This is a genomic window from Mesorhizobium sp. B2-8-3, assembly GCF_006440815.1.
Classification (GTDB): Bacteria; Pseudomonadota; Alphaproteobacteria; order Rhizobiales; family Rhizobiaceae; genus Mesorhizobium.
Genome location: NZ_VFTW01000003.1, coordinates 423,508 through 445,660, shown reverse-complemented (window position 1 = coordinate 445,660; position 22,153 = coordinate 423,508). Strand labels below are relative to the sequence as shown.

The window sequence follows — 22,153 nt, the reverse complement described above, 5'->3', positions numbered from 1 at the left end:
GCGAAAAACCCGCCCTCAGTGGCGGGCTTTTCCGTGCCGTCATTCCGGCTTGGCGGCGACCGGCGCGGCCTCAACGATCGGCGCGGCCGGTTCGGCCGCGGCGACGAAGGGATAGACAAGCTGCTGGTGATAGAATTGCGGCACCGGCTCGTCGACGCCGTATTTTTCCGGCATTCGTTGCGGCATGAACAAGGTGCCGCCGATCAGGTCGAGAAAGGGCAACTGTCCGGCGAAATTCCTGTCATAGGCCTGGCGTTCGTTGGCATGGTGCCAGTGATGGAACTGCGGCGAGGCAATCAGCCATTTCAACGGCCCGAATTTGATGCGCGTGTTGGAATGGATGAACACCGACTGCCAGTGATAGATCAGGACGTAGATAAGAACCGCCTCGCCGGAAAAACCCAGCGCGAACAGCGGCAGGAACGAAGCCGACTTGGTCAGGATCTGGTCCACCGGGTGCACGCGGTGGGCGGCCAGCCAATCCATCTCCTCGATCGAGTGGTGGATGGCGTGAAAGCGCCACAGGAACGGCAGCGCGTGAAAGGCGCGATGGGCAAGGTAGAAGCCGATATCGGCGATGAGCAGAGCCTCGATTGCCTGCAGCCATAAAGGCTGCGACTGGACGGCGGCGGTGAGCGCTTCGGGAACGAAACGCTGCACCACAAGCATCGCCGCGCCGACCACCAGCAACATGCCGAGCTTGATGACGATGCCGTTGAAGAGCAGATAGACGACGTCGTTCAGCCAGTGCCGGCGCGTCGCCGATTGCTCGGCATGCAGCGGCAGAAGCTGCTCGAGCGGAATGAAGATGAGGGCGATGACCAGCACCGCCTTGAAATCGATAAGGTCGAACACGGTCGCTCGCGGATCGGCTGAGGCCAGCCTCCGACACTAGCCGCCAAAGGATGAACGGACCGTTGATGGCAGAGCATGATGCCGAAAAGCGTGAAGCGGTTTTCGGGCGACATCATGCTCTATCTCTTTGATTCAGAGCAGGATTCAGATTTCAGGTCGAACAGACCTGAAATCATCCGGCTCTAGGCATGCGCGGCGCCGCGACACCCTATGAAACTTTTCGAGCGCTGCGTGAAACACCGCACGGACCGCTCGCGTTCACCATGTCAGTGCGGACGCGCGGCAAGGAGGGCGGATGTTTCTCGATCGCGAGCGTTTCAAGCCGGCTGCCGAAATGCGGCTCAGCCGGGACAGATCCTCCATCCGGGTGACGATAACCGACCCCACGGTGTGCGAACTCGGCGAAGCCGTCTATGCCTGGATCACCGCCGGAGGCAAGCCAGTCAGGATCGGCACCTGCGGCGCGTCGGCCGGCAAGCGCCTGCTTTCCTATCCCGGCTATATAAACCGCAGCCTTGCCGGCTGCGGCGGCGCGACGCCGAAATGGGAGGCGCTGAAGTGGCTGAACCTGCTCACCGAACACGGCACGCTGACGGCGGTGGTGCACCAGCCGGAGCCGACCACGACCGCGGCCGGCCTGATCAGGCCCTATCTCGATGTCGAGCGCCAGTTGATCCGCCAGCACAGGCCACTGCTCAACCGCAGCCACCGTTGACCTCGGCTTCCAGGGCCGCAGGCACGGCAACGAGCGGCTACGGCGCGGTTGCCGGGCCTAAACGGATCACACTTTCCTGGAATTGATTAGTGGACCGTGCCGGCGGCGTCGCCCGCCAGCCCGCCACGCGGGCTCTCGAAGCTCACCTGGTCGCGGCCATTGGACTTGGCCTTGTAGAGATGGCGGTCGGCGACCTCGAACATGTCGTGGTAGGTGGTCGGGCCGCGGAAGGCGGTACCGCCGATGCTCACCGAAAGCGGCCAGGGCCGCCCGCCGGGTGCAAACTCGGCCTCGCGGATGCGGCGCCTGATGGATTCGGCGACCAGGAAGGAGCGCGCGGCGTCGGCGCCGGGCAGGAAGACCGCGAATTCCTCGCCGCCGATACGCCCGACAATGTCGGCGCCGTGCAGTTGCCCCTTGATCGTCGCCGCGATCAACCTCAGCGCCTGGTCGCCGCAATCGTGACCGAGGCGGTCATTGATCGACTTGAAGTGATCGGCATCGACGATCAGCAGCGCGCCGGCATCGGCGACCGTCTGGCCGCGCGCCCGCTCGAGATAGGCCTCGACCAGCATCGAGAAGGCGCCGCGGTTGAAGACCGCCGTCAGGCTGTCGGTCGCGGCAATGACGCTGAGTTCCTTCTGCGTGATCGCCAGCTGGCGCATCTTCCACATCAGGAAGAACAGGAAGGAGCCGCCGAGGACAAGCGGCAGGAACAGGTCCGTGAGTTGCGCCCACAGCAGCGCCTGCGGCGACAGCGAGGGGAAATTGAAGGAATCGACGAAGAAGGCGGCGGCAATGAAAAAGGCGGTGCCGGCGGCGGTGACCACCACGACCCTGCCCCAACTCGTGGGGGACAAATCGATGCGCATGTCATTGCTCCCACTGCAACTGGCTTATTGTGCAGCGCGAGCGCAAAAGAAGTCCTAACATATTAGCTTCAACGCAAGTGTGGTTAACACGCCGTCGGCATCGCCTTTAGTGACGTGCTCTCCGGCTGGCCGGAGGTTCTCGTCAGCGCGCCGCCGCAGCCGGCGACGCGGCAGGAGAATGCCGCGGAGCCTCACGGCCGGTTCGACACTCCCGGTTGGCCGTTGCCTTGACTTTTCTTAAATTTGGAAAACTTCTCAAGAACAACCCGGCCGCAAACTCAGCCATTCATGGACAATGCAGCCCGATATGCTACTTGACCGGCTGTTGCCGGATAACTCGCGCCGAGCACCTCTCCGGCCAACGCGCTCTCAGGCGTAGGCGCGACCTTCCTCGGAGCGCTGGAACAGCGCCAGGTCGAGCGGCACCGAGGGCCGGCCGAGCACCGTGAGCACCATATGCGCCTGGCCGCGATGGTGGGTCTGGTGGTTGAAGAAATGGCTGAGCGCAGGCGAAAGGCGCTGCGAGACGGTGCGCATGTCCACGGTCATGTAGGAGAAACGGCCGGTGATCGCCTTGTCGCCCATTCCGGTCACCCAGTCGACGACCCTCCTGTCCTCGGCCTCGCGCGCCAGCCTCAGGGCCGGCAAGGCGTGGTAGAGTATGGCGGCGGTGTTCGAGGGCGCGTCGCCCTCGCCGGTGAAACGCTTCATCCAGACGCGGTCGACGGCGAGCAGATGGTTCAGCGTGCCGAGCATCGAGCCGAAGACGGCGCCGACGTCGCGACCGAGTTCGTTTTCGCCAAGATCGGCGGCGGCATCGTAGAGGCGGCCATTGGCCCATTGATTGTAGGCCGCAAACATCATGAAATGCTGCTTCATTCTTCCCACCCGGCTTAACCCGAATCCAGCCCCTTCGTAACCCGCAGCAACGGACCCGCCAATGACCATTCTGCTTTACGACCTTGTCGGCCATGACACCGCCCGCCCCTTCAGCCCGCATTGCTGGAAGACCAAGATGGCCTTGGCGCATAAGGGGCTCGCCGCCACCAAGGTGCCGACGCGCTTCCTGGAGGTGCCGAAGGTCGAGGGCGGCGTATCGAAGACGGTGCCGGTGATCCGCGACGGCGAGCGCGTGGTGGCCGATTCCTTCGCCATCGCGCTCTATCTCGACGAAGCCTACCCCGAACGGCCGACGCTGTTTTGCGGCGAAGGCGGCAAGGCGATGGCGCGCTTCATCGAGCGCTGGTCGCAACTCACCATCCACCCTTATATCGCGACGGTGGCTCTGACCGATCTGCATGCGATGCAGGACGAACCGAACGCGGCCTATTTCCGCGAGAACCGCGAACAGCGCTACGGCAAGCGCCTGGAAGACGTCGTGGCCAATCGCGAGGCCGGGCTCTCGGCCTTCCGCGCCGCGCTGGAGCCGCTGCGCTCGACGCTGACCTACCAGCCCTTCATCGGCGGCGAGGCGCCTCTGTTTGTCGATTACATCGTGTTCGGGGCGCTGCAATGGGGCCGCATTGCCTCGCCTTTCCAGTTGCTCGACGATGGCGACAGCATCGCGCGCTGGTTCGAGCGCTGCCTCGACCTGCATGGCGGGATCGGCCGGCAGGTCGCGGCTGCGGCGTGAGCGCCGCGAGCGCGGGACTGTCATGTTGCGCTATGAGACGCGGGCCGAGATCTGGGTCTATCCCGGCAAGGGAGGTTGGCATTTCATGACGCTGCCGACGGACGTCGCGGCGCGGATCAAGGCGGCGACGGCGGGGCTGGCGCGCCCTTGGGGCTCGCTCGGCATCACGGCGACGATCGGCAAGACCAGGTGGCAAACGTCGCTCTTTCCCGACAAGCCGTCCGGCAGCCTGCTGTTGCCAGTCAAGGGCTCGGTGCGCCAGCAGGAAGGCCTCAAGGCGGGCGATGAGCCTACAGTGACCGTTGAGATCGAGCTTTAGCGCCTATTTCTGGGGCGCCTTGATCGTCTCGCCGTTGTCGACCAGCCTCACGCAAATCGGGTCGCCCTCGCCCATGCGCGTGCATTGCCATTCCGGGCCGAAGCCGAAATTGTGATCTCGCGGCGGCAGGGCCAGCAGGACGAAGATGATCACGGCGCACATGACCGCCATGAGAACTATGCCTGCCATGTCGCCGCGTCTGAGATAAGGCCGGTTCATCGCCTCGGGCTCCGCCGCCGCGACGCTCCGGACCTCGCGCCCGAGGCGCATGCAGCAGCCTTATTATCCCGCAAACGGCTCGCCTTGACCAGAAGCCGCCTCCCCTTGGCAAGCCGCCGGGCGACTTGTATAGAGCCCGCCACTCCAATTTCCATTCCCACAACAAGGACGACCCTATGGCGATCGAACGCACCTTCTCCATGATCAAGCCGGACGCGACCAGGCGCAATCTCACCGGCGCCATCACCAAGATGCTGGAAGATGCCGGCCTGCGCGTCGTCGCATCGCGCCGCGTGTGGATGAGCCGCCGCGAGGCCGAAGGTTTCTACGCCGTGCACAAGGATCGCCCGTTCTTCGGCGAACTGGTGGAATTCATGTCGTCGGCGCCCACGATCGTGCAGGTGCTGGAGGGCGAGAACGCCATCGCCAAGAACCGCGAAGTGATGGGCGCCACCAACCCGGCCAACGCCGCCGAGGGCACCATCCGCAAGGTGCATGCGCTGTCGATCGGCGAGAACTCCGTGCACGGCTCGGACGCGCCGGAGACCGCCGCGCAGGAGATCAAGTACTGGTTCTCGGACACCGAGATCGTCGGCTGAGCCTGTAGGTCGAAATCTGGAAAAGGGTCGGCGCTTCGCCGGCCCTTTGTTTTTGGGTTCAGTCGCCATCGCCGTAGCGGATGACCTCGACCTTCTCCCTGGTGATCAGGCAGCTCTCCGTCCTGGTCAGCGCCTTGATCTCAGGGATCAGCGCATCGATCTTCTGCGGCGCGTCGACGATCTCGACGACGATCGGCAGATCCTGCGACAGGCGCAGGATCTTGGCGGTATGCAGCACGCTCGAGCGGCCGAAGCCGAGCGGGCCCCTCAGCACCGTCGCGCCCGCCATGCCGGTCTCGCGCGCCTTGATGACGATCGCCTCATGCAGCGGCTTGCCGTCCGCCGCCCTGTCGTCCTCGCCGAAGAATATCCTGAGCAGCGCGCATTGCGCGGGAAGTTCCATGTTTTTCCTCCCTTATCGCCTGTTGGCCCGATCACCTGTCGGCCGGCAAGCGGTTGAGCCTGGACGCCATGAGATAGCCCAGCCACGCCGCGGCGAGCGACAGGCCGACCACACTGATGAGATAGGTCGCGGCCAGCGGCCAGTCGCCGTCGAACAGCAGGATAAATGTATCGAGGCTCATCGCCGAAAACGTGGTGAGGCCGCCGCAGAGGCCGGCCATGACGAAATTGCGGCTGGCCGGGCCGACCATCAGGCGCCCGTCCGGCCCGGTCAGCGTGGCGAAGGCCATGATGACCCACGAGCCGACGACATTGACGAAAGCAGTCGACCAAAGCGCGTTCATGCCGAGCAGCGAGACGATGACATAGCTCGACAGGAAGCGGGCCAGCGAGCCGATCGCCGCGCCACAGCCGACCGCCAGATAGAGCCGCATCGCCATCTGTCTGTCCATCATCGCTCAGCCCACTACCCAGGCGACGGCCCAGAAGCCGAGCGCGACGAACAGCACGCACAGAACCGACGAAGCGACGACGTTGAAGGCGGCGAGCCGTCCCTCGCCGTCGAGCGCGAGGTTGAGCGTCTGCAGGCAGAAGGACGACACCGTGGTGTAGCCGCCGAACAGGCCGACGACGATCAGGTCACGGACGAGATCGCCGGCGAATACGCCGCCGACAGCCCGCGCCGCGCCTGCGAAGGCGCCGACGGCCAAGGCGCCGGAAACGTTTACCAGCAACGTGCCCCAGGGAAAGGTCTCGCCGATGGCACGGCCGACCACGCCGGAGAGGAAAAAGCGGGAAATGCCGCCGAGGAAACCGCCGATCAGGACCAGGGCGCAAGCCGCAAGGGTCATCGCTTCAATGCCTTTCCAAACGCGATTCCGCACCGGAATCACTTCACGAAATCAGGCATGATGCGAGCGGGAAAACAAATCCTGCCGCGCGAGAGCACGCCTGGCAGGAGTCATCAGCCCATAAGGGCGGTTTCGGGGGAACCCCATCCCCATTTTCGAGGGAGCCTAGGAGGTCGAGGCGGCGCGGTCAATTGGTGCCCTCAGCGGATCAGCGGCGTGTCCCAGAGATCGCCGAGCAGCGTCTTCAATTCCTGGAAGCGTTTCGGCCCAAGCTCCTCGGCCCATTCCCGCTCGATGTCGAGCAGGATGTCCGCCATCTTCTGGTAAGCGGCCCTGCCCCTGTCGGTGAAGTTCACGACGGTCCCACCGGCATCGTCAGGCGCCGCGCTGCGGGTGATGTAGCCCATCCCTTCCAGCGTCTTCAGCAACTGGTTCATGGCCTGCTTGCTCATCGCGGCCCGCTCGGCAAGCGCGCTCGGACGCATCCCGTCCGGTCCTGGATACTGGATCACGGCCATATGCGGCGGGCTCAAATCGTCGAAGCCGGATGCCCGCAAATCCCTGATCAGCTTGCGGTGGATGGCCAAGGCCGGCACGCGCAACAGCGCGCCGATCAATGGCGGTTTTTTCGGAGGATCGTCCGTGGATTGGGGCATTGACATGCTGGTAAATTGAGTTTACTCATTTCGGTAAATTCGATTTACCACATGGGAGGATGGAATGCTAGGGAAAGCCAGCAATGTGCGCGTCAATCCAGCGGAAGAAACGATCGGCGATGACGGCGGCCTCGCCATTCGCTTCCTGCTCACCGGCGACCAGTCCAACGGCAGCATCGCGGCCTTCGAACTGACCGTGCCCGGCTCGCAGCGGCTGCTCGCCCCGGCGCACAGCCACGACCACTACGAAGAAACGATGTACGGCATCGAGGGCGTGCTGACGCTCACGGTCGACGGCCAGAGACACGAGGTCGGGGTGGGACAGGCTCTCTGCATTCCGCGCGGCGCGGTCCATCGCTTCGACAACAACACCGCGGAAACCGCCAAAGTGTTGTGCGTGGTCACACCCGCGGCGATCAGCCCGGACTATTTCCGCGAGGCCTTTGCCATTTTTGGCGCCGGCGGCCCGCCGGACCGGGCGAGGATCATGGACCTTATGCGCCGCTTCGGCCTGACACCAGCGGCGACGCCGCAGGCTTGAGCGCATGCCGCAAATCGAACTGGGCTGAATGGAACCGGGACAGACCTCAACTCGCGCCAAGCAAATCAAACCGGCAGGCTTGGGAAGGATAGCGGTCGTCCGATGGCCGAACGGGATTTTTATTCGCGCTGTTGACGCGGTCCGGCATGCTAGAGCGTTTCACCATTTCCTGGAAACGGCGAATATCTCTTTGTTTCACGCAATTTCCGGACGGAAAACCGCGTCCCACTTTCCTGGAATTGCTCTTAAGACCCGCCGGCCCCCCCCGGCGGGCAGACGTCATTTGGCTTGACGGTCTTTCACATTCGCATGGGCGTTCGCCGCCTCGGTATCGGTAGACGGCGTCTTCGTCTCCTCGCCGGCGAACGGACTGCCCTGTCCAGGCGCAAGGTCGCCGCTGTGGCCGGCCTTGTTGGTCTGGAAAGGCTGGCTGTCGGGGCTGAGGCCGTGCTGCGTGGCGTTGAACAGGTGATCGTCCGCCCTGGCAAAACCGGCCAAGGCGATCAGCGATATGCTTGTGACTGCGAGAAAGAGCGTGTGCTTTTTCATATCTGGTCTCCTTTGAGTGCCAGATCGATCCGCGCATTCGGTCTGGCGGTTAAGTGAAGGGACATCGTCCCTTTGCCTGCCCGCCATCTGCATAAGTCAACGCCTGGCGTTACCGGTTTATTCCGGCGAACACGGTTTCGAGGCTGAAAGTCGCGCGGTCAGGCGCGGCGCACGACGTCAGTGCGCCATTTTCAGCAAAACCGTCTGCGGCCTGCTCGCCAGCGGATTGAGCTGGTGACGTGTATCGGTAACGAACATCAGCCGCTCGCCGACCGTGATGCGGGCCTGCAGAGTATAGGTCCGGCCCTTCTGGATAGCCTTGGGGTCAAAGCCGATGTCGAATTTGATCGGCACCTGGCCGGTGGGCGCTATCCTGCGCTTGGCGATCACGGTCGCCGGTGCGTCTGCCAGCGAGACGTCGGCGAGCTCGACCACGAGCACGGCATCGGGCGGCAGGGCGACGCGTTCGCGATAGGTCACCTCGCCTGCGATCGTCTTTTCGCCGGCATTGGTCACTTCCGGCACGGCAAGCACGCCGACGACCAGCGGCACCAGCCCGAAGATGAAGAACTCCGCGATCCTGTCCAGCATGAGATTGCTCCGCCAAGCAAATCAAACCGATTGGCAAGCTTGGGAAGGATTGCGGTCGTTCGATGGCCGAACGGGAGTTTTTTCTGACGCATGTCGTTGCCCCAGAACCGCTGCACACTTCTGGGCGACATGCATTATTCGCCTTGTTTCTTCCAGCGGTCCGCGGCGTGATCGTCGGCTTCCTTGGCCTCGACCCAGCCGCCTTGAGTTCCGTCGGCGAGATGCTCCTTCTTCCAGAAGGGCGCGCGCGACTTCAGGTAATCCATCAGGAAATTCGCCGCCTCGAAGGCCGCCTGGCGGTGCGACGAGGCCGCGACCACCAGCACGATGTTTTCGCCCGGCGCTATCTTGCCATGGCGATGGATGACGGTGAGCCCCTGCAGCGGCCAGCGCTCGAGGGCTTGCGCGGCGATGCGGCCGATCTCGGCCTCGGCCATGCCGGGATAGTGCTCGAGCTCGAGCGCCGACAGCGCACCCTGCTCGTCGCGGCAAAGGCCGGAGAAGGTGACCACGGCGCCGATATCGGTCCGGCCCTCGGTCAGGCCGGCTATCTCGGCGGCGACGTCGAAATCCTCGCGCTGGATGCGGATGGCGGGCACGACCGCGCCGGCCATCTCAGCCCCCGGTCATCGGCGGAAACAGCGCGATTTCGCGCGCGCCCGCTATCTTCTCGCGGTGGCCGACATGTTCCTGGTTGATGGCGACGCGGATGACGTCGGGGTATTGCAGCGCGTTCTCATACTCCTCGCCGCGCGACTTCAGCCAGCGCAGCAGATCGGCGACCGTCTCGATGCCGGAAGGCAATTCGACGTCCTCTTCCGGCTTGCCGATCCGCTCGCGCACCCAGGCGAAATAGATGAGCTTCGTGGGCATTGTCTTCACTCGTCCATGATGTGCTTGAGGCCGGCGCGGAAATAGTCGTAGCCGGTGTAGAGCGTGACGAGCGCCGCGACCCACAAGAGCACCAGACCGATCTGGGTGGTCAGCGGAAAGATCTTGTCGCCGGCCGGGCCGACCAGCAGGAAGGCGATGGCAACCATCTGGATCGTGGTTTTCCACTTGGCGAGCTGGGTCACCGGCACCGACACCTTCAAGGCGGCCAGATATTCGCGCAGGCCCGAAACCAGGATCTCGCGGCACAGGATGATGATGGCCGCCCAGAGCGACCAGCCGGCGATGCCGCCATGGCGGTCGGTGTCGGCGGCAAGCAGGAGCAGGCAGGTGGCGACCAGCAATTTGTCGGCGATCGGATCCAGCATCTTGCCGATGTTGGAGGTCTGCTGCCAGGCGCGCGCGAAATAGCCATCGAAGTAATCGGTGATGGAGGCCAGCAGGAAAATGACCAGCGCCGACCAGCGGGCGAAGTCGGACGACTTCAGGTGCCCCTCGAGAAAAAAGCACAGCACGACCAGCGGCACCGCGACGATGCGGGCATAGGTGAGGATGTTCGGCAGGTTGAACGCGCGTTGTGCCATGTTGTCTCGGGAAATCTCCTCCGCCAGACGTACTCAAATCAGAAGCGAATGTAGGGGGTCAACAGGCGAGATTCGATTGGACAGGGAAAAATGCCACGGATGCGTCGAGAACAAGGACGATGCAGACGTCTGATCGCCAGGGCGAGCTGTCGCGGACCTTCGAGATTAGCGGAGGTCTCTGTGCGTTCGTCATCCACGGGCGGAGCCGGGGCGAAGCGGACGCGCAGACCCTAGGATGACGAAGGCGCGGGGTTCTCCGCCCATCTTCTGACTACAGTTAGCCAGCGCAAGTCTCTTCAATTTCCCTGCCCGACCCTAGCCCTCTCAGCTCTCGTGGAAGTGATTGTAGACCAGCTTCGCCACATGCTCGGAAATGCCGTCGACCTTGACCAGGTCCTCGACCGCGGCGCGGCTGACCGCCTTGGCGGTGCCGAAGGCGAGCAGCAGGGCGCGCTTGCGGCCCGGGCCGATGCCGGCGATCTCGTCGAGCGGGCTTTTGACCATCTCCTTCTTGCGCCGCGCCCGGTGCGAGCCGATGGCGAAACGGTGCACCTCGTCGCGCAGGCGCTGGACGAAATAGAGCACCGGATCGCGCACCGGCAGCATGAAGGAGTCCCTGCCCTTGACGAAGAAGCGCTCGCGGCCCGCGTCGCGGTCCGGGCCCTTGGCGATGCCGATGGCCACCACCCGGTCCTCGACGCCGAGATCGGCGAGAATCTGGCGCACCGCCGTCATCTGGCCTTGGCCGCCGTCGATCAGGATGACGTCCGGCCAGGCCGGGAAGCCGCCATTGCCGGCGACCAGGTCCTCGTCACCAGCATCGTCTTCCGCGGCGGCGCTGGGCTGCTCATCGCCATGTTCCTTGAGCAGCCGCGAAAAGCGCCGCTGCATCACTTCGCGCATCATGCCGAAATCGTCGCCTGGCGTGATCTCGGTCGAGCGGATGTTGAATTTCCGGTACTGGTTCTTCACGAACCCCTCCGGCCCGGCGACGACCATGGCGCCGACCGCATTGGTGCCCATGATGTGCGAGTTGTCATAGACCTCGACGCGCACCGGCGGTTTTTCCAGGCCGAAGGTCTCGGCAAAACCCTTGAGCAGCCGCGCCTGGGTCGAGGTCTCGGCCAACCTGCGGCCAAGCGCCTCGCGCGCGTTCTGCAGCGCATGGTCGGTCAGGTCCTTCTTCTCGCCGCGCTGCGGCACCGAGATGGATATCTTGCGGCCGGCATGGGTCGAGAGCGCCTCGGCGAGCAGTTCCTGTTCCTGTGCGGTCTGCGACAGAAGCAGCGCGCGCGCCGGCAGCTTGTCGTCATAGAACTGTGCCAGGAACGAGCCCAGCACCTCCGCCGGCTCCAGCGCGGGATCGGCCTTGGGGAAATAGGCGCGGTTGCCCCAGTTCTGGCCGGTGCGGAAGAAGAACACCTGGATGCAGGTCTGGCCGCCCTCCTGGTGAATGGCGAAGACATCGGCCTCTTCCACCGTCTGCGGGTTGATGCCCTGATGCGCCTGCACATGCGAGAGCGCCGCAAGACGGTCGCGGTAGATGGCGGCGCGCTCGAAATCGAGCTCTTCCGAGGCCTGCTGCATGGCGGCCGAGATTTCGGTCTTCACCTTCTGGCTGCGGCCGGAAAGGAAATCCTTCGCTTCTTCGACCAGCTCGGCATAGCCCTCATGCGAGATCTCGCCGGTGCAGGGACCGGCGCAGCGCTTGATCTGGTAGAGCAGGCAGGGCCGCGTGCGGTTCTCGTAGAAGGAGTTGGTGCAGCTTCGAAGCAGGAAGGCGCGCTGCAGCGAATTGATGGTGCGCCCGACCGCGCCGGCCGAGGCGAAAGGGCCGAAATAGTCGCCCTTGCGCGAGCGCGCGCCGCGATGCTTGTAGATGCCGGGCGAGACATGGTCGCCGGTCAAGAGGATGTAAGGGAACGACTTGTCGTCCCGCATCAGCACGTTGAAGCGGGGCCTCAGCCGCTTGATGAGGTTGGCCTCCAGCAGCAGCGCCTCGATCTCGGTGCGGGTGACGACGAACTCCATCGTCGCCGTCTCGCGCACCATGCGGCCGATGCGGGCGGTGTGGAACCGCCCCTGAGCATAGTTGGTGACGCGCTTCTTCAGGCTGCGCGCCTTGCCGACATAGAGCACGTCGCCGGCGGCGTTCATCATGCGGTAGACGCCGGGCTGGTTGGGCAGCCGCTTGACGAAGGTTTGGATCACCTCGGCGCCGACCATGCCGTCGGCGTCGCCGGCATGAGGCGTCCAGTCTATGGCCGTGAAGGCGACGTCAGGCCCGGTCGGGATCGACTCCGGCTCGACGATCTCCTCCGCCGCCTCGTCCTCGATGTCGAGATCGACATCGGGCGGCAGATCGTCGGCGGCGCCGTTTCTTTTATGTCTTTGGGCTGCGGGACTCATTCCACCATGCCTGTCACATCGGGCGTCTGCCACGCAAGATGCTGGCCGCCGTCGAGCGCGATCATCTGGCCGGTCACCGAGCGCGCCTGCCAGAGATAGCGGATCGTGGCGCCGAATTCGGACAATTGCGGGCCGCGCTTCAGGATGAGGCCATCGACCTGCTTGCCGAAATCATCGTCGTCCTGTCGCTTGTTCTTCAGTGTCGGGCCCGGGCCTATGGCGTTGACGCGGATGCGCGGTCCGAGCGCCTGCGCCAGCATCTCGGTCTGCGTCCACAGCGCCGATTTCGACAGCGCATAGGAGAAATAGCGTGGCGTCGGCCGCCAGACGCGCTGGTCGATGATGTTGACGATCAGCCCCTCCTCGCCTTCAGGCAGGGCGCGGGCAAAGGTCCGCGCCAGAAGCGCCGGCGCCTTCACATGGATGGCGAAGTGGCGATCCCAAGCCTGCCAGTCGAAATCCTCGACCCGGTCGTCGACGAACAGGGAAGCGTTGTTGACCAGCAGCGTGACAGGTCCGAGCGCCGCTTGCGCGCGACCGACAAGGCCGCCCACGGCTTCCATGTCTGTGAGGTCGGCCGCTACCATGGCGGCGAGGCCGCCTTCGCCCGCGATCTTCTCCGCCAGCGCCTCGGCCTCGTCGCTTGACCGGTTGGCGTGGATGGCGACAGCAAAGCCATTGGCGGCAAGGTCCTCGACGATCGCCTTGCCGATCCGTCTTGCTCCACCCGTCACCAGCGCGACAGCCGTGGCTTGTCTCATCTTGTCAATCCTCAATCGGCTTCACGATTCCGGGAAGCCGGCACAATATGACGGGCCAAGCGTTAAATGCCATTTCCACCTGGGGCAAGAATGTGGCGAAGCGGCCCGGACGCGCTTCCGCCCCGCCGGATTCGGGGCACCGTTCCCGGCAATATATGTCGCTGGACCCCTTGAACCAAGCGCTGTGCCGCGCAACATATTTAGCCTGCTGACATTCGCTGTTGCGAAGATGCAACGTCAACTTTCGGCCTCATTCGCGCCGGGATATGACCCAAGTTCAGGTTCGCTTCAGCCGCATTTCAGCACGACATTTGGAACCGTTGAACGCCAAGCTCGTTTATCCCCCCGGATGGGCCGGGGCGTTTCATGAACAAACAAGCCTAAGTGTCTTGTGGCTTAAGGAGAGTATAACAATGAAGACCAATCTCAAATTCGCGCCGCTCGCTGCTGCGCTCGGGCTGTTCGCCCTTGGTGGTACCGCCTTCGCGGCCGACGTCGTTTCCGAGGAGCCGCCGGCTCCCGCCCCGGTTGCCGAGCTTCCGGTTGCTTCCTGGGCCGGCCCCTATGCCGGTATCAATCTCGGCTACGGCTTCGGCGGCCATGTGAAGGCCCCGGGCGTCGACGCCAAGACCAAGGGCTTCATCGGCGGCGTTTTCGGCGGCTACAACTGGCAGCAGGATAACTTCGTCTACGGTGCTGAAGCCGACCTCGGCTACAACGGCACCAAGGGCTCGGACAACGGCCTTTCGGCCAAGACCGGCATCGAAGGTTCGCTGCGCGCGCGCCTCGGCTATGCCGTGACCCCGGAAATCCTGCTCTACGGCACGGGTGGTCTCGCTGCGAAGAACCAGAAGATCGACGACAGCGTCACCGGCGTGAACGACAGCAAGGCTATGCTCGGCTGGACCGCCGGCGCCGGTACCGACATCAAGATCACGGACAACGTGTTCGGCCGCGTCGAGTATCGCTACACCGACTACGGCAGCAAGAACTTCGGCGACACGGGCAAGGTCAAGTCTTCGGACAACCGCGTCACGTTCGGCGTCGGTATGAAGTTCTAAGTCGTAAAAGCCACGACACGGAAAAGCCGGGCCTTGCGCCCGGTTTTTTTGTGTCCGCGGAAGACAGAAGGGCTGCGAGCTCCCCAGTCGTCCTCATTTCGACCGCTTCGGCAGTTTCGCCTTCGCCGGCAGCGTCTCGACGAAAGCCAATGCGCGGCCGAGCCAACCGGCAAGATCGGCGTCGGTTGCCGTCCCTTCGGACGCGACACGGATATAGCCTTCCATCGAGCGTCCACCCATCTCCATCGTGCCTGCATGAGGAAGTGCCGCGGCGGCCGCATGCGCGCCCTTGCCGATACGTACCAGAAGCCCGCGCTTCGAGGTGCCGATCAGCATGTTGCCGTTGATCATGAAACAGGTGCCGCCGAACATCTTCTGCTCGGTGAAGGCGCGTCGACCGAGGGCGGCGCGCAGGCGTGCGACCATCGGGTCCGACGCGGCGCTGGTTGAGGGCTTTGCCATGCTCACCACTCCGACTTGGGTGATGCCAGGCAAGCATGGAAGGGCATGGGGTTCAAGTGGGGGCGGCGTTATGAAGAAGTGCAGCGGCGAAGCTGCTGATCTCCTCTCTTGCGGGGGAGATTGGCAGTTCTCACCCCGGCACGCTTGCCTTCAGCTCCGGGAACTTCTCGTCAAACCTCGCGGCCCAGCGCACGAGCCGGCTGTGGCCTTTCTCCCATTGGCCGGAAAAGCGCAACGCGAGATAGCCGAGGGCGGCACGCAGCGCCATGTGGCCGGCGGTGATCTTCTTCGGCAGCTTCGGCGGGTTGGCGTTGATGAAGTCGAGCGCGGTGGCGATCTTGGTCCACTGGCGGTCGAGCCAGGGCTGGTAGACCATCGCCTCCGGTCGCGTGCGGCGCTCGTAGACCATCGACAGGGCGCAGTCGCAGATGCCGTCGGCCAGCGCCTCGAGAACTTCCGCCTCGAGCCGCTTGTCCGGATTGCGCGGGAAGAGTGTGTTCTTCGACAGCCGGTTGAGATGCTGGGTGATGGCGCGGCTGTCATGGATGGAGCGGCCGTCCTCAAGCACCAGCGCCGGGATCTTGCCGAGCGGATTGGCCGCGATCAGATCGGCGGGCTTGTCCTCCGTCTTGACCGGCACGAGGTCGATCGCGATGCCGGCATAGGCGGCCGCCATGCGGACCTTCGAACTGTAGGGCGACGTGGAAGCGTAGAGCAGTTTCGGCATGATCGGGTTCCCAGTTGTTTACGGCACTGTTGACCGATCGGGATCCGGAGGGCAACGGCCAGCCGGGCAATCCGGATTGGCCAATGCATCTTGCCGGCGCTGGCACTCAAAGAAAAAGCTCCCGGACGTTTTGCCTGGCGGCAAAATTTCCGAGAGCTTTTAGGAGGAGCGTCCGCTCCGACTCCGCCCGCTCTTACACCGAATTGGCGAGAGGGGTGCCAAGGTGGCACCCGCCCTCACCTGTTGCGGTTCGCGAGCGAAGCTACGCGATTACTTCTTGGCGGCCGGCTTCTTCGCCGGAGCTGCCTTCTTGACAGCGGCCGGTGCCTTGGCGGCGGCGGCCTTCATCGGAGCCTTGGCGGCGGGCTTGGCCGCGGCCTTGGCTGCCGGCTTCTTGGCGGCAGGCTTGGCCGCCGGCTTTGCCGCGGCCTTGGCGGCGGGCTTGGCCGCTACCTTCGCCGCCGGCTTCTTGGCGGCAGGCTTAGCCACAGCCTTCGCCGCTGCCTTGGCCGGAGCCTTGGCGGCGGGCTTGGCCGCTGCCTTCTTCACTGCTGCAGGTTTCGCGGCAGCCTTAGCTGCCGGCTTCTTTGCCGGCGCTTTCGCCGCCGGCGCCTTGGTTGTCGTCTTTGCCATGCGATGCCCCTTGCGTTTTGCCGATGGTCGTGAGTGACCCGGCGTGTCTATGCATATCTGACTCGCGACTGTCTAGCCAGCGAAGCAACACAATGATTTTCAGTTATTGAATTTTGGTTACACGAAACGCTCGAAGATGCATCTCATTGAAAAATTGTGAGCGAATCTGTCACTTTCGAAGTGACGGCCCGGCCCACAGATTTTCGCGCGGCTTCTATCGCCCGATCCTCCACCGACCAGCGGCATAACCTTGCATCACAATGTGAGCAGAGTGCTCATAATAGACAAGAGGCCGTCGGACGTCGACTTCATCTTGTCCAGCAGAAACATCTACAGATGAACCGGCCATGCGCGACGACCGAAGCTTGAGCGCTTTAAAGTGAGCTTAAGGCTCATATTCAGGCGCCACACAATCAAGCGCCCGCCGGTTGGCGTCCGTGCTGCAGGCGGCGCGCTGGCTCGACCCGGTGCAGATGGACGGCGTAGGTGTCCCAGGGCGGCGAGTGCGCGATCGTGGCCAGCATGCGGCCGATCTCGCCGCGATGGTAGCTGCCGTGCAAGACGATATGGGTCAGCATCTCCTGCCTCGTCATGCAGCCCCTGTCGCCGTCGGTGAAGGTGAAGGCGACCGGGTCGGCAAGCTCTTGCTCCGCAACGGTTTCAAGATAGTCGAGATACCAGCCGTCGATCTCGGCCAAGGCGACGCGCAACGCGCGCGGTTCGGGCGTGTCCGGGGTATTGTCGCTCGCATAGCCATGGGCGACGCCCCTCAGATGCGCGGCAAAAATCCGCGACACGACATGGATATGGTTCATCAGGTGGATCGCGGCGCGCCGCTCCTCGGGATCGCGGGACGGATCCATCCCCGCAAGCTTTCCCGCGAGCTCATCATTCGCCCAGGCCTGATAGACAAGCAGGCTCTTCAGCAAGGTCTTGGCGCTCATGTTCCGGCCCATTTGCGTTGGTGAAATGAATGTGAGTATCCTGTTTATATTCTCGGGAGACGGGCCAGGATGTCTACTCGCATTGCAAAGCCGGCCGCGCGCATGCGCAAGCAGCCGCGCCAGGCGCGTTCGATCGCCACCGTCGAGGCGATCATCGAAGCCGGTGCTCACGTTCTTAGCGAGCTCGGCTGGGCGGGCTTTTCCACCAACAAGGTGGCAGAGGCCGCAGGCGTCAGCATCGGCTCGCTCTATCAATATTTCCCCGACAAGCTCGCTCTGGTCGAAGCGATCCGGCGCCGTCACTTCGATCATGTGCTGTCGGTGATTCGCGAAGCGGCGGCCGACGAGAAGCCGCTAAGGCAATTCGCGCGCGAGCTGGTGCGCGGCATGATCGGCGCGCACTCGATCCATCCGACGTTGCACCAGGTGCTGCTCGACGAGGCGCCCGGCGACCGCGGCTCGCGTGCCGCGCATGCCTCGTTCCAGACGCGCTATCTCGAACATTACGCGGCGGCCGTCGCGCAGTACCGCAAGCGCCGCAAGGATACCGAGACGATGGCGCGCGTGCTCTCCTCGGCGATCGAGGGCGTGATCCACAACGCGGCACGGTGCAACATGCTCGACGCGCCGGAATTGCAGAGGCAACTGGTCGAGCTGATCGAGGCTTATGTATCGGGCGGCAGGGCAGCCTGAGGCAGCGACGGCAGACAGGCTGGCGCCGGCCGCGTGCCCGCGCCTCCTCGGTTACCGGCATCGCAATTAAATTCGTATCGACTGTCGATTCCGACGATCGCCGTTCGTCGTATCATCGCATTCTGCAAACCGAAGGAACACAAAGATGCGTTTCATGATGCTGATGATCCCCGGCGGCTACGCGACCGCGGCTCCCGACGTCAGGCCCGAAGCCGAGGCCGTGGCGACGATGATGAAATACAATGAAGAGCTGAAGCGGGCCGGCGTGCTGCTTGCGCTCGACGGGCTGCATCCGCCGTCCTCGGGCGCGCGGGTTTCCTTCAATGGCGGCAAGCCAGCCGTCACCGACGGCCCGTTCGCCGAGGTCAAGGAAGTGCTCGGCGGCTATTGGATGATCGACGTGCGCTCGCCCGAGGAAGCCATCGAATGGGCACGCCGCTGCCCCGCCGGAGAAAACGACGTGATCGAGGTCCGGCGCGTTTTCGAGATGAACGATTTTCCCGAGGACGTCCAGAAGGTCGTCGACGGGTTCGACGAGCTCAAGGATTGACCACGACTGCAACGGTCGAAGCGGTCTGGCGGATCGAGCAGCCGAGACTCGCCGCCAGGCTCACCCGCACCCTGCGCGATGTCGGGCTGGCCGAGGAGGTGGTGCAGGATGCCTTTGTCGAGGCGCTGGAGCGCTGGCCCGGCGACGGCATTCCGCACAACCCGGCCGCCTGGCTGACCAGGGTCGCCATGAACCGCGCGCTCGACCGGCTGCGCCGCACCGTGCTGATCGACGGCAAGCATCGGCAGCTGGCCGTCGATCTCGCCGAGCTGGAGTGCGCCATGCCCGACATCGAGGCGGCGCTCGACGAGGATATCGACGACGATCTGTTGCGACTGATCTTCACCTCTTGCCATCCGGTGCTGCCGGCAGAGCAGCGCGCGGCGCTTGCGCTGCGGATGCTGGGCGGACTGTCGACGCCGGAGATCGCGCGCGCCTTCCTGGTGCCCGAGGCCACCGTCGCCCAGCGGATCGTGCGCGCCAAGCGGACCTTGCGCGACGCCGGCATCGCCTTCGAGACGCCGCGCGGGCAAGAGCGGCGCGAGCGCCTGACTGCTGTGCTGGAGGTGATCTACCTGATCTTCAACGAAGGCTATGTCACGTCCTCCGGACCGGACTGGCTGCGCGCCGATCTCGGCAACGAGGCACTGCGTCTCGGTCGCCTGCTGGCGACGCTGATGCCGGAGCAACCGGAGGCGATCGGACTGCTGTCGCTGATGGAACTCGGCGCCGCGCGCTTCGGCGCCCGCACCGACGGAGCCGGCAATCCGATCCTGCTGCTGGACCAGAACCGCAGCCGCTGGGACTGGTCGCTGATCCGGCGCGGCCTCGACCGATTGAAACGCGCGATGGGGCTCACGCCGACGCCCGGTCCCTATCAGCTGCAGGCGATGATCGCCGCCTGCCATGCCCGCGCGGTGAGCGCGGCCGACACCGACTGGATCGCCATTGCCGCCTATTACCAGGCGCTCGCGCTGGCGGCGCCCTCGCCCATCGTCGAGGTCAATCGGGCGGTCGCCGCCGGCATGGCGTTCGGACCGGCGCAAGGGCTGGCCATCGCCGATGCGCTGCGGGACGAACTGCGGCTGAAAGAGTCGCACCTCTTGCCCACGGTGCGCGGCGACCTTCTGGCGAGGCTCGGACGGATGGAGGAGGCCCGCGCCGAATTCCGCCGCGCCGCCGAGCTGACAGCAAATGAGCGGGAGCGCGCGCTGCTGCTGGCGCGGGCTGGTGATGGAGACGGTTGAGAGAAAGAAAGGATAGGCCGGCGGGACAGCGCCCCTCCGGCCTGCCTATCAGCCGGAAAATTTACCTAAGCACGCGGCAGCGGCCGTTATAAACCAGCCAGCGGTCGAAGCCCGAGACGCAGAATTCGACATTGTCGCCGATCGAGGCAAAGCCCTGGCCTTCCTCGATCAGGTAGAAGATCGAGCGGTCGCGGCCGTCCGACAGGTTGACGGTGGCGCGGCAATAGTGGCGGCCGATCGGCCATTCGTCGCTCGCCGGCTCGTAGCGATGCTGGCGGATGTTGCGGAAATCTGTGATCGCGACATCCGGCAGATGCGGCACGTGATGCACTTGGTAGGAGAAGCGGTCGGTGATCTTGCTCAGCACCCAGCTTTCGCCGCAGACGCTGCCATCGTCGCCGCTATAGACGGAAAGGTCTGCGGCCTGCGCCGCCTGGGTGAAGCCCAGCGGAGCGGCAAAGGGAGTGGACAGCGCAACCAGCGCGGCAAGGGCGGAATGGGCGAAGCGAGTCATGACAGCCTCTCAAGGTCGGTTCCGCGCACTGTGCGGATTCGCTTGGCGGCGGTCAAGCGGTCGCGAAAACAATGGTTTCCGCAAAACTTCGTTCCAGACTTCACCAGCTAACCAAGAGTGCCGGCAAGCAGCAGCCCGCCGATGACCGCGATGTTGATCAGGAACGCATTGCGCAGCACCTGGCGCTCCGGTTCCTCGCTGGCCCAGAAACGCAGCAGCATCGCGTTCGTCGCCAGCGTGAAGATGACCAGCGCGCCGGCGGCGAAGGGCCGGGCCATGCCAACGGCAAGCAGGAAACCCGCAACGATCTCGACCGCCGAACCGGCGGCCAGCATCAAGGCCGGAGCCGGAAATTTCTGCGCGGCCAGATAGCCGCGCATCGCCCCGAATTTCAGGAAATGTTCGATGCCGGCGAAGACGAACATGCCACCGATGAGGAGAGCGCCAAGCGCTTGAACGGTCTGACCAGGCATGGCGGCCTCCTCTCGATGATCTGCTTCGCTCCGCTCAGTCCTCGGGAACGAAGGCCGGGTTGTAGACGACCTCCCACAGGTGATCGTCGGGATCCTGGAAATAACCGGCATAGCCGCCCCAGAAGGTTTCTTGCGCCGGCTTGACCACGCGCGCCCCGGCCTTGACGGCCTCGGCCATTACCGCGTCGACCTCGGCCTCGCTGCCGACATTGTGGCCGATGGTCAATTCGGTCGGGCTGCGGCCGCTCTGCGGCACCGTGGCATCCCAGGCGATGTTGGCGCGTTCGTAGATGGCGAATTTCAGGCCGCCGGCGAGCTCGAAGAAGGCAACGGCGCCATGCTCGAATTCCCGGCCGATGATGCCTTCGGTCGGCAGGCCGAGGCCGTCGCGATAGAATTTGAGCGACGCTTCCAGATCGTCGACGCCGAGCGTCAATACGGTGATGCGAGCTTTCATTTCTCTCACTCCTTTCTATATTCGAAACCAACATCCGAAATCGGATGTGGTTGGCAAATGCGCCGATGGGCGCCATCAGGCTGCGTCTGTTCTGCCATGGATGAAGTGGCCGGCCTTGAAGATTTCGGCCAAAATTGACCGTCGCACCGATCCGGCATCCGCCGGAGCAGATCGGAGAAGAGATGGAACCGGTCCTGGCGCAGACAACCGGCTTCTTCCAGGAACGGCCCGCTGGCAAAGGCCTGGCCGATGCCTTCTGTGCGATCTGGGTCCACCGCATGGACGAGCGCGCCGCCCCGCCCATCGTCATCACGCCTGACGCGACGATCGACCTGCAATGGATCGACGGCCGCTTCCGCGTTGCCGGGCCGGACAGGGAGCCACAGATCGAGACTCCTGCCGCCGGCGCGGTGATCGTCGGCTTCCGCTTCCGGCCGGGCGCGGCCGCCGGCTGGCTCGGCGTGCCGGCCAGCGAAATCGTCGGCGGGCGGCTGGACCTCCAGGAGTTATGGGGCACGCGTGCCCGCGAACTGTCGGATCGCATCAAGGCTGCGACCGATCTGCCGGCCATGCTGCGGCAGTTGGAAGAGACGGTGGGCATGCACACCGAGGGCCGCGATGCGCTGGACCCGCGGATGGGCCGGGCCTTTGGTGTCCTCGACGAGGGCCTGTCGCCGGAAACGCCGCTGGTTCCCTTCCTGCAGCGCCATTTGCATATGAGCGAACGGACGCTGCGACGCCGCTTCGAGGACGCCTTCGGCTATGGCCCGAAGACGCTCGACCGCATCTTGCGCTTCCACCGGTTCCGGCGCCTGCAACGGCAGCAGGGCGAAGCTTCGACCGCGCTGCTCGCCATCGAGGCCGGCTATGCCGACCAGGCGCATCTGATCCGCGAAAGCCGGCGGCTGACCGGTGTGACGCCTACGGCGCTGGCTTAGGCGCGCG

The 22,153-nt window shown here is 64.3% G+C and carries 32 protein-coding genes and 1 riboswitch; of the genes, 10 read left to right on the top strand and 22 right to left on the bottom strand.

The features are described 5' to 3' along the window. Window positions 1-39 precede the first annotated feature (39 nt). On the bottom strand, window positions 40-855 hold the full coding sequence (locus tag FJ418_RS07500) for a sterol desaturase family protein (RefSeq protein WP_140864570.1): 816 nt from the start codon (window positions 853-855) through the stop codon (window positions 40-42). Window positions 856-1,150: 295 nt separating this feature from the next. Here FJ418_RS07500 and FJ418_RS07495 point away from each other — a divergent pair, with 295 nt between their 5' ends. Further along, window positions 1,151-1,570 (top strand): hypothetical protein, encoded by a 420-nt coding sequence (locus tag FJ418_RS07495; protein ID WP_140864568.1) that lies wholly within the window; start codon window positions 1,151-1,153, stop codon window positions 1,568-1,570. An 86-nt stretch (window positions 1,571-1,656) separates the two neighbouring features. Here the strand turns inward: FJ418_RS07495 and FJ418_RS07490 are convergent, their stop codons facing one another. Both FJ418_RS07490 and FJ418_RS07485 read right to left on the bottom strand, forming a co-directional pair. Next, entirely contained in the window at window positions 1,657-2,442 is a 786-nt protein-coding gene (locus tag FJ418_RS07490) for a GGDEF domain-containing protein (protein WP_140651861.1), read from the bottom strand. Between the two features lie 369 nt (window positions 2,443-2,811). Continuing rightward, entirely contained in the window at window positions 2,812-3,321 is a 510-nt protein-coding gene (locus tag FJ418_RS07485; protein ID WP_140864566.1) for a DinB family protein, read from the bottom strand. Window positions 3,322-3,382: 61 nt separating this feature from the next. On the opposite strand from FJ418_RS07485, the gene FJ418_RS07480 reads away from it, so the two are divergent. Both FJ418_RS07480 and FJ418_RS07475 read left to right on the top strand, forming a co-directional pair. Further along, complete coding sequence (locus FJ418_RS07480) at window positions 3,383-4,075, top strand: glutathione S-transferase family protein (RefSeq protein WP_140864564.1); 693 nt, start codon at window positions 3,383-3,385, stop codon at window positions 4,073-4,075. Window positions 4,076-4,097: 22 nt separating this feature from the next. Continuing rightward, entirely contained in the window at window positions 4,098-4,394 is a 297-nt protein-coding gene (locus FJ418_RS07475) for a DUF1905 domain-containing protein (protein ID WP_140854734.1), read from the top strand. Between the two features lie 3 nt (window positions 4,395-4,397). Here FJ418_RS07475 and FJ418_RS07470 read toward each other — a convergent pair whose 3' ends face one another. After that, entirely contained in the window at window positions 4,398-4,664 is a 267-nt protein-coding gene (locus tag FJ418_RS07470) for a hypothetical protein (protein WP_140864563.1), read from the bottom strand. A 125-nt stretch (window positions 4,665-4,789) separates the two neighbouring features. Between FJ418_RS07470 and ndk the strand changes: the two genes are divergently transcribed. Further along, complete coding sequence (ndk, locus tag FJ418_RS07465) at window positions 4,790-5,212, top strand: nucleoside-diphosphate kinase (RefSeq protein WP_041010781.1); 423 nt, start codon at window positions 4,790-4,792, stop codon at window positions 5,210-5,212. A 58-nt stretch (window positions 5,213-5,270) separates the two neighbouring features. Here ndk and FJ418_RS07460 read toward each other — a convergent pair whose 3' ends face one another. The 4 genes from FJ418_RS07460 to FJ418_RS07445 all read right to left on the bottom strand — a co-directional run bounded on the left by FJ418_RS07460 (window position 5,271) and on the right by FJ418_RS07445 (window position 7,121). Further along, window positions 5,271-5,615, bottom strand: a complete 345-nt coding sequence (locus FJ418_RS07460; protein ID WP_140864561.1) for a DUF190 domain-containing protein — start codon at window positions 5,613-5,615, stop codon at window positions 5,271-5,273. Window positions 5,616-5,646: 31 nt separating this feature from the next. Further along, window positions 5,647-6,069, bottom strand: a complete 423-nt coding sequence (crcB, locus tag FJ418_RS07455; protein ID WP_140864559.1) for a fluoride efflux transporter CrcB — start codon at window positions 6,067-6,069, stop codon at window positions 5,647-5,649. A 3-nt stretch (window positions 6,070-6,072) separates the two neighbouring features. Continuing rightward, window positions 6,073-6,465 (bottom strand): fluoride efflux transporter CrcB, encoded by a 393-nt coding sequence (crcB, locus tag FJ418_RS07450; protein WP_140864558.1) that lies wholly within the window; start codon window positions 6,463-6,465, stop codon window positions 6,073-6,075. A 97-nt stretch (window positions 6,466-6,562) separates the two neighbouring features. Next, window positions 6,563-6,625, bottom strand: a riboswitch (Fluoride riboswitch). Window positions 6,626-6,665: 40 nt separating this feature from the next. Continuing rightward, window positions 6,666-7,121, bottom strand: a complete 456-nt coding sequence (locus tag FJ418_RS07445) for a MarR family winged helix-turn-helix transcriptional regulator (protein WP_140644530.1) — start codon at window positions 7,119-7,121, stop codon at window positions 6,666-6,668. 64 nt (window positions 7,122-7,185) lie between these two features. Here FJ418_RS07445 and FJ418_RS07440 point away from each other — a divergent pair, with 64 nt between their 5' ends. Beyond that, window positions 7,186-7,662, top strand: coding sequence for a cupin domain-containing protein (locus FJ418_RS07440; RefSeq protein ID WP_140785120.1), 477 nt, complete (start codon window positions 7,186-7,188; stop codon window positions 7,660-7,662). A 279-nt stretch (window positions 7,663-7,941) separates the two neighbouring features. Here FJ418_RS07440 and FJ418_RS07435 read toward each other — a convergent pair whose 3' ends face one another. The 7 genes from FJ418_RS07435 to FJ418_RS07405 form a co-directional block, all read right to left on the bottom strand. Continuing rightward, the gene (locus FJ418_RS07435; RefSeq protein WP_140644528.1) at window positions 7,942-8,211 is read right to left on the bottom strand and encodes a hypothetical protein; all 270 of its coding nucleotides are present in this window, start codon (window positions 8,209-8,211) and stop codon (window positions 7,942-7,944) included. 177 nt (window positions 8,212-8,388) lie between these two features. Next, on the bottom strand, window positions 8,389-8,802 hold the full coding sequence (locus tag FJ418_RS07430) for a YbaY family lipoprotein (RefSeq protein WP_140864556.1): 414 nt from the start codon (window positions 8,800-8,802) through the stop codon (window positions 8,389-8,391). A 134-nt stretch (window positions 8,803-8,936) separates the two neighbouring features. Continuing rightward, complete coding sequence (locus FJ418_RS07425) at window positions 8,937-9,416, bottom strand: molybdenum cofactor biosynthesis protein MoaE (protein WP_140703236.1); 480 nt, start codon at window positions 9,414-9,416, stop codon at window positions 8,937-8,939. A 1-nt stretch (window position 9,417) separates the two neighbouring features. After that, complete coding sequence (moaD, locus tag FJ418_RS07420; RefSeq protein WP_140651850.1) at window positions 9,418-9,675, bottom strand: molybdopterin converting factor subunit 1; 258 nt, start codon at window positions 9,673-9,675, stop codon at window positions 9,418-9,420. A 5-nt stretch (window positions 9,676-9,680) separates the two neighbouring features. Beyond that, window positions 9,681-10,277 (bottom strand): CDP-diacylglycerol--glycerol-3-phosphate 3-phosphatidyltransferase, encoded by a 597-nt coding sequence (pgsA, locus tag FJ418_RS07415; protein ID WP_040984724.1) that lies wholly within the window; start codon window positions 10,275-10,277, stop codon window positions 9,681-9,683. A 324-nt stretch (window positions 10,278-10,601) separates the two neighbouring features. After that, a complete protein-coding gene (gene uvrC, locus FJ418_RS07410) occupies window positions 10,602-12,686 on the bottom strand; it encodes an excinuclease ABC subunit UvrC (protein WP_140864555.1) in 2,085 nt (694 codons plus the stop codon). Continuing rightward, window positions 12,683-13,447 carry an SDR family oxidoreductase gene (locus FJ418_RS07405; RefSeq protein ID WP_140864553.1) on the bottom strand — a complete coding sequence of 255 codons (765 nt, stop codon included), beginning with the start codon at window positions 13,445-13,447 and terminating at the stop codon, window positions 12,683-12,685. The genes uvrC and FJ418_RS07405 overlap by 4 nt, the downstream gene beginning before the upstream one ends. Window positions 13,448-13,860: 413 nt before the next feature. On the opposite strand from FJ418_RS07405, the gene FJ418_RS07400 reads away from it, so the two are divergent. Then, entirely contained in the window at window positions 13,861-14,508 is a 648-nt protein-coding gene (locus FJ418_RS07400) for an outer membrane protein (RefSeq protein ID WP_140644522.1), read from the top strand. 93 nt (window positions 14,509-14,601) lie between these two features. On the opposite strand, the gene FJ418_RS07395 is transcribed toward FJ418_RS07400, so the two are convergent. The 4 genes from FJ418_RS07395 to FJ418_RS07375 all read right to left on the bottom strand — a co-directional run bounded on the left by FJ418_RS07395 (window position 14,602) and on the right by FJ418_RS07375 (window position 17,274). Further along, window positions 14,602-14,970, bottom strand: a complete 369-nt coding sequence (locus tag FJ418_RS07395; RefSeq protein ID WP_140864551.1) for a TfoX/Sxy family protein — start codon at window positions 14,968-14,970, stop codon at window positions 14,602-14,604. Window positions 14,971-15,100: 130 nt separating this feature from the next. Continuing rightward, on the bottom strand, window positions 15,101-15,697 hold the full coding sequence (locus FJ418_RS07390; RefSeq protein ID WP_140864549.1) for a glutathione S-transferase: 597 nt from the start codon (window positions 15,695-15,697) through the stop codon (window positions 15,101-15,103). A 270-nt stretch (window positions 15,698-15,967) separates the two neighbouring features. Further along, window positions 15,968-16,330 (bottom strand): hypothetical protein, encoded by a 363-nt coding sequence (locus tag FJ418_RS31825; RefSeq protein ID WP_181166860.1) that lies wholly within the window; start codon window positions 16,328-16,330, stop codon window positions 15,968-15,970. Window positions 16,331-16,743: 413 nt separating this feature from the next. Continuing rightward, on the bottom strand, window positions 16,744-17,274 hold the full coding sequence (locus FJ418_RS07375) for a DinB family protein (RefSeq protein WP_140864548.1): 531 nt from the start codon (window positions 17,272-17,274) through the stop codon (window positions 16,744-16,746). 102 nt (window positions 17,275-17,376) lie between these two features. On the opposite strand from FJ418_RS07375, the gene FJ418_RS07370 reads away from it, so the two are divergent. The 3 genes from FJ418_RS07370 to FJ418_RS07360 all read left to right on the top strand — a co-directional run bounded on the left by FJ418_RS07370 (window position 17,377) and on the right by FJ418_RS07360 (window position 19,764). Beyond that, window positions 17,377-17,967, top strand: coding sequence for a TetR/AcrR family transcriptional regulator (locus tag FJ418_RS07370; protein ID WP_140864624.1), 591 nt, complete (start codon window positions 17,377-17,379; stop codon window positions 17,965-17,967). Window positions 17,968-18,112: 145 nt separating this feature from the next. Further along, window positions 18,113-18,517, top strand: coding sequence for a YciI family protein (locus FJ418_RS07365; RefSeq protein WP_140644517.1), 405 nt, complete (start codon window positions 18,113-18,115; stop codon window positions 18,515-18,517). Further along, window positions 18,514-19,764: an RNA polymerase sigma factor gene (locus tag FJ418_RS07360; protein WP_140864546.1), complete on the top strand. Its 1,251-nt coding sequence runs from the start codon at window positions 18,514-18,516 to the stop codon at window positions 19,762-19,764. The genes FJ418_RS07365 and FJ418_RS07360 overlap by 4 nt, the downstream gene beginning before the upstream one ends. Before the next feature lie 61 nt (window positions 19,765-19,825). Here FJ418_RS07360 and FJ418_RS07355 read toward each other — a convergent pair whose 3' ends face one another. The 3 genes from FJ418_RS07355 to FJ418_RS07345 all read right to left on the bottom strand — a co-directional run bounded on the left by FJ418_RS07355 (window position 19,826) and on the right by FJ418_RS07345 (window position 21,208). Continuing rightward, window positions 19,826-20,278 (bottom strand): hypothetical protein, encoded by a 453-nt coding sequence (locus FJ418_RS07355; protein WP_140644515.1) that lies wholly within the window; start codon window positions 20,276-20,278, stop codon window positions 19,826-19,828. 107 nt (window positions 20,279-20,385) lie between these two features. Continuing rightward, window positions 20,386-20,751, bottom strand: coding sequence for a DoxX family protein (locus tag FJ418_RS07350; RefSeq protein WP_140864544.1), 366 nt, complete (start codon window positions 20,749-20,751; stop codon window positions 20,386-20,388). A gap of 34 nt (window positions 20,752-20,785) precedes the next feature. Then, window positions 20,786-21,208 carry a VOC family protein gene (locus FJ418_RS07345; protein WP_140785110.1) on the bottom strand — a complete coding sequence of 141 codons (423 nt, stop codon included), beginning with the start codon at window positions 21,206-21,208 and terminating at the stop codon, window positions 20,786-20,788. A 182-nt stretch (window positions 21,209-21,390) separates the two neighbouring features. On the opposite strand from FJ418_RS07345, the gene FJ418_RS07340 reads away from it, so the two are divergent. Next, a complete protein-coding gene (locus tag FJ418_RS07340) occupies window positions 21,391-22,146 on the top strand; it encodes a helix-turn-helix domain-containing protein (RefSeq protein ID WP_140864542.1) in 756 nt (251 codons plus the stop codon). The last annotated feature ends 7 nt before the right edge of the window (window positions 22,147-22,153 follow it).

Coding starts and splice junctions, on each gene's coding strand:
- FJ418_RS07470 (WP_140864563.1), bottom strand. CDS start 4,664: ATGCGCCTCGGGCGCGAGGTCCGGAGCGTCGCGGCGGCGGAGCCCGAG.
- FJ418_RS07440 (WP_140785120.1), top strand. CDS start 7,186: ATGCTAGGGAAAGCCAGCAATGTGCGCGTCAATCCAGCGGAAGAAACG.
- FJ418_RS31825 (WP_181166860.1), bottom strand. CDS start 16,330: ATGGCAAAGACGACAACCAAGGCGCCGGCGGCGAAAGCGCCGGCAAAG.
- FJ418_RS07350 (WP_140864544.1), bottom strand. CDS start 20,751: ATGCCTGGTCAGACCGTTCAAGCGCTTGGCGCTCTCCTCATCGGTGGC.
- FJ418_RS07460 (WP_140864561.1), bottom strand. CDS start 5,615: ATGGAACTTCCCGCGCAATGCGCGCTGCTCAGGATATTCTTCGGCGAG.
- crcB (WP_140864558.1), bottom strand. CDS start 6,465: ATGACCCTTGCGGCTTGCGCCCTGGTCCTGATCGGCGGTTTCCTCGGC.
- FJ418_RS07405 (WP_140864553.1), bottom strand. CDS start 13,447: ATGAGACAAGCCACGGCTGTCGCGCTGGTGACGGGTGGAGCAAGACGG.
- FJ418_RS07355 (WP_140644515.1), bottom strand. CDS start 20,278: ATGACTCGCTTCGCCCATTCCGCCCTTGCCGCGCTGGTTGCGCTGTCC.
- FJ418_RS07375 (WP_140864548.1), bottom strand. CDS start 17,274: ATGAGCGCCAAGACCTTGCTGAAGAGCCTGCTTGTCTATCAGGCCTGG.
- FJ418_RS07445 (WP_140644530.1), bottom strand. CDS start 7,121: ATGCCCCAATCCACGGACGATCCTCCGAAAAAACCGCCATTGATCGGC.
- FJ418_RS07365 (WP_140644517.1), top strand. CDS start 18,113: ATGCGTTTCATGATGCTGATGATCCCCGGCGGCTACGCGACCGCGGCT.
- FJ418_RS07340 (WP_140864542.1), top strand. CDS start 21,391: ATGGAACCGGTCCTGGCGCAGACAACCGGCTTCTTCCAGGAACGGCCC.
- FJ418_RS07345 (WP_140785110.1), bottom strand. CDS start 21,208: ATGAAAGCTCGCATCACCGTATTGACGCTCGGCGTCGACGATCTGGAA.
- FJ418_RS07480 (WP_140864564.1), top strand. CDS start 3,383: ATGACCATTCTGCTTTACGACCTTGTCGGCCATGACACCGCCCGCCCC.
- uvrC (WP_140864555.1), bottom strand. CDS start 12,686: ATGAGTCCCGCAGCCCAAAGACATAAAAGAAACGGCGCCGCCGACGAT.
- FJ418_RS07400 (WP_140644522.1), top strand. CDS start 13,861: ATGAAGACCAATCTCAAATTCGCGCCGCTCGCTGCTGCGCTCGGGCTG.
- pgsA (WP_040984724.1), bottom strand. CDS start 10,277: ATGGCACAACGCGCGTTCAACCTGCCGAACATCCTCACCTATGCCCGC.
- FJ418_RS07475 (WP_140854734.1), top strand. CDS start 4,098: ATGTTGCGCTATGAGACGCGGGCCGAGATCTGGGTCTATCCCGGCAAG.
- ndk (WP_041010781.1), top strand. CDS start 4,790: ATGGCGATCGAACGCACCTTCTCCATGATCAAGCCGGACGCGACCAGG.
- FJ418_RS07390 (WP_140864549.1), bottom strand. CDS start 15,697: ATGCCGAAACTGCTCTACGCTTCCACGTCGCCCTACAGTTCGAAGGTC.
- FJ418_RS07425 (WP_140703236.1), bottom strand. CDS start 9,416: ATGGCCGGCGCGGTCGTGCCCGCCATCCGCATCCAGCGCGAGGATTTC.
- FJ418_RS07495 (WP_140864568.1), top strand. CDS start 1,151: ATGTTTCTCGATCGCGAGCGTTTCAAGCCGGCTGCCGAAATGCGGCTC.
- FJ418_RS07370 (WP_140864624.1), top strand. CDS start 17,377: ATGCGCAAGCAGCCGCGCCAGGCGCGTTCGATCGCCACCGTCGAGGCG.
- moaD (WP_140651850.1), bottom strand. CDS start 9,675: ATGCCCACGAAGCTCATCTATTTCGCCTGGGTGCGCGAGCGGATCGGC.
- FJ418_RS07490 (WP_140651861.1), bottom strand. CDS start 2,442: ATGCGCATCGATTTGTCCCCCACGAGTTGGGGCAGGGTCGTGGTGGTC.
- FJ418_RS07430 (WP_140864556.1), bottom strand. CDS start 8,802: ATGCTGGACAGGATCGCGGAGTTCTTCATCTTCGGGCTGGTGCCGCTG.
- FJ418_RS07485 (WP_140864566.1), bottom strand. CDS start 3,321: ATGAAGCAGCATTTCATGATGTTTGCGGCCTACAATCAATGGGCCAAT.
- FJ418_RS07435 (WP_140644528.1), bottom strand. CDS start 8,211: ATGAAAAAGCACACGCTCTTTCTCGCAGTCACAAGCATATCGCTGATC.
- crcB (WP_140864559.1), bottom strand. CDS start 6,069: ATGATGGACAGACAGATGGCGATGCGGCTCTATCTGGCGGTCGGCTGT.
- FJ418_RS07395 (WP_140864551.1), bottom strand. CDS start 14,970: ATGGCAAAGCCCTCAACCAGCGCCGCGTCGGACCCGATGGTCGCACGC.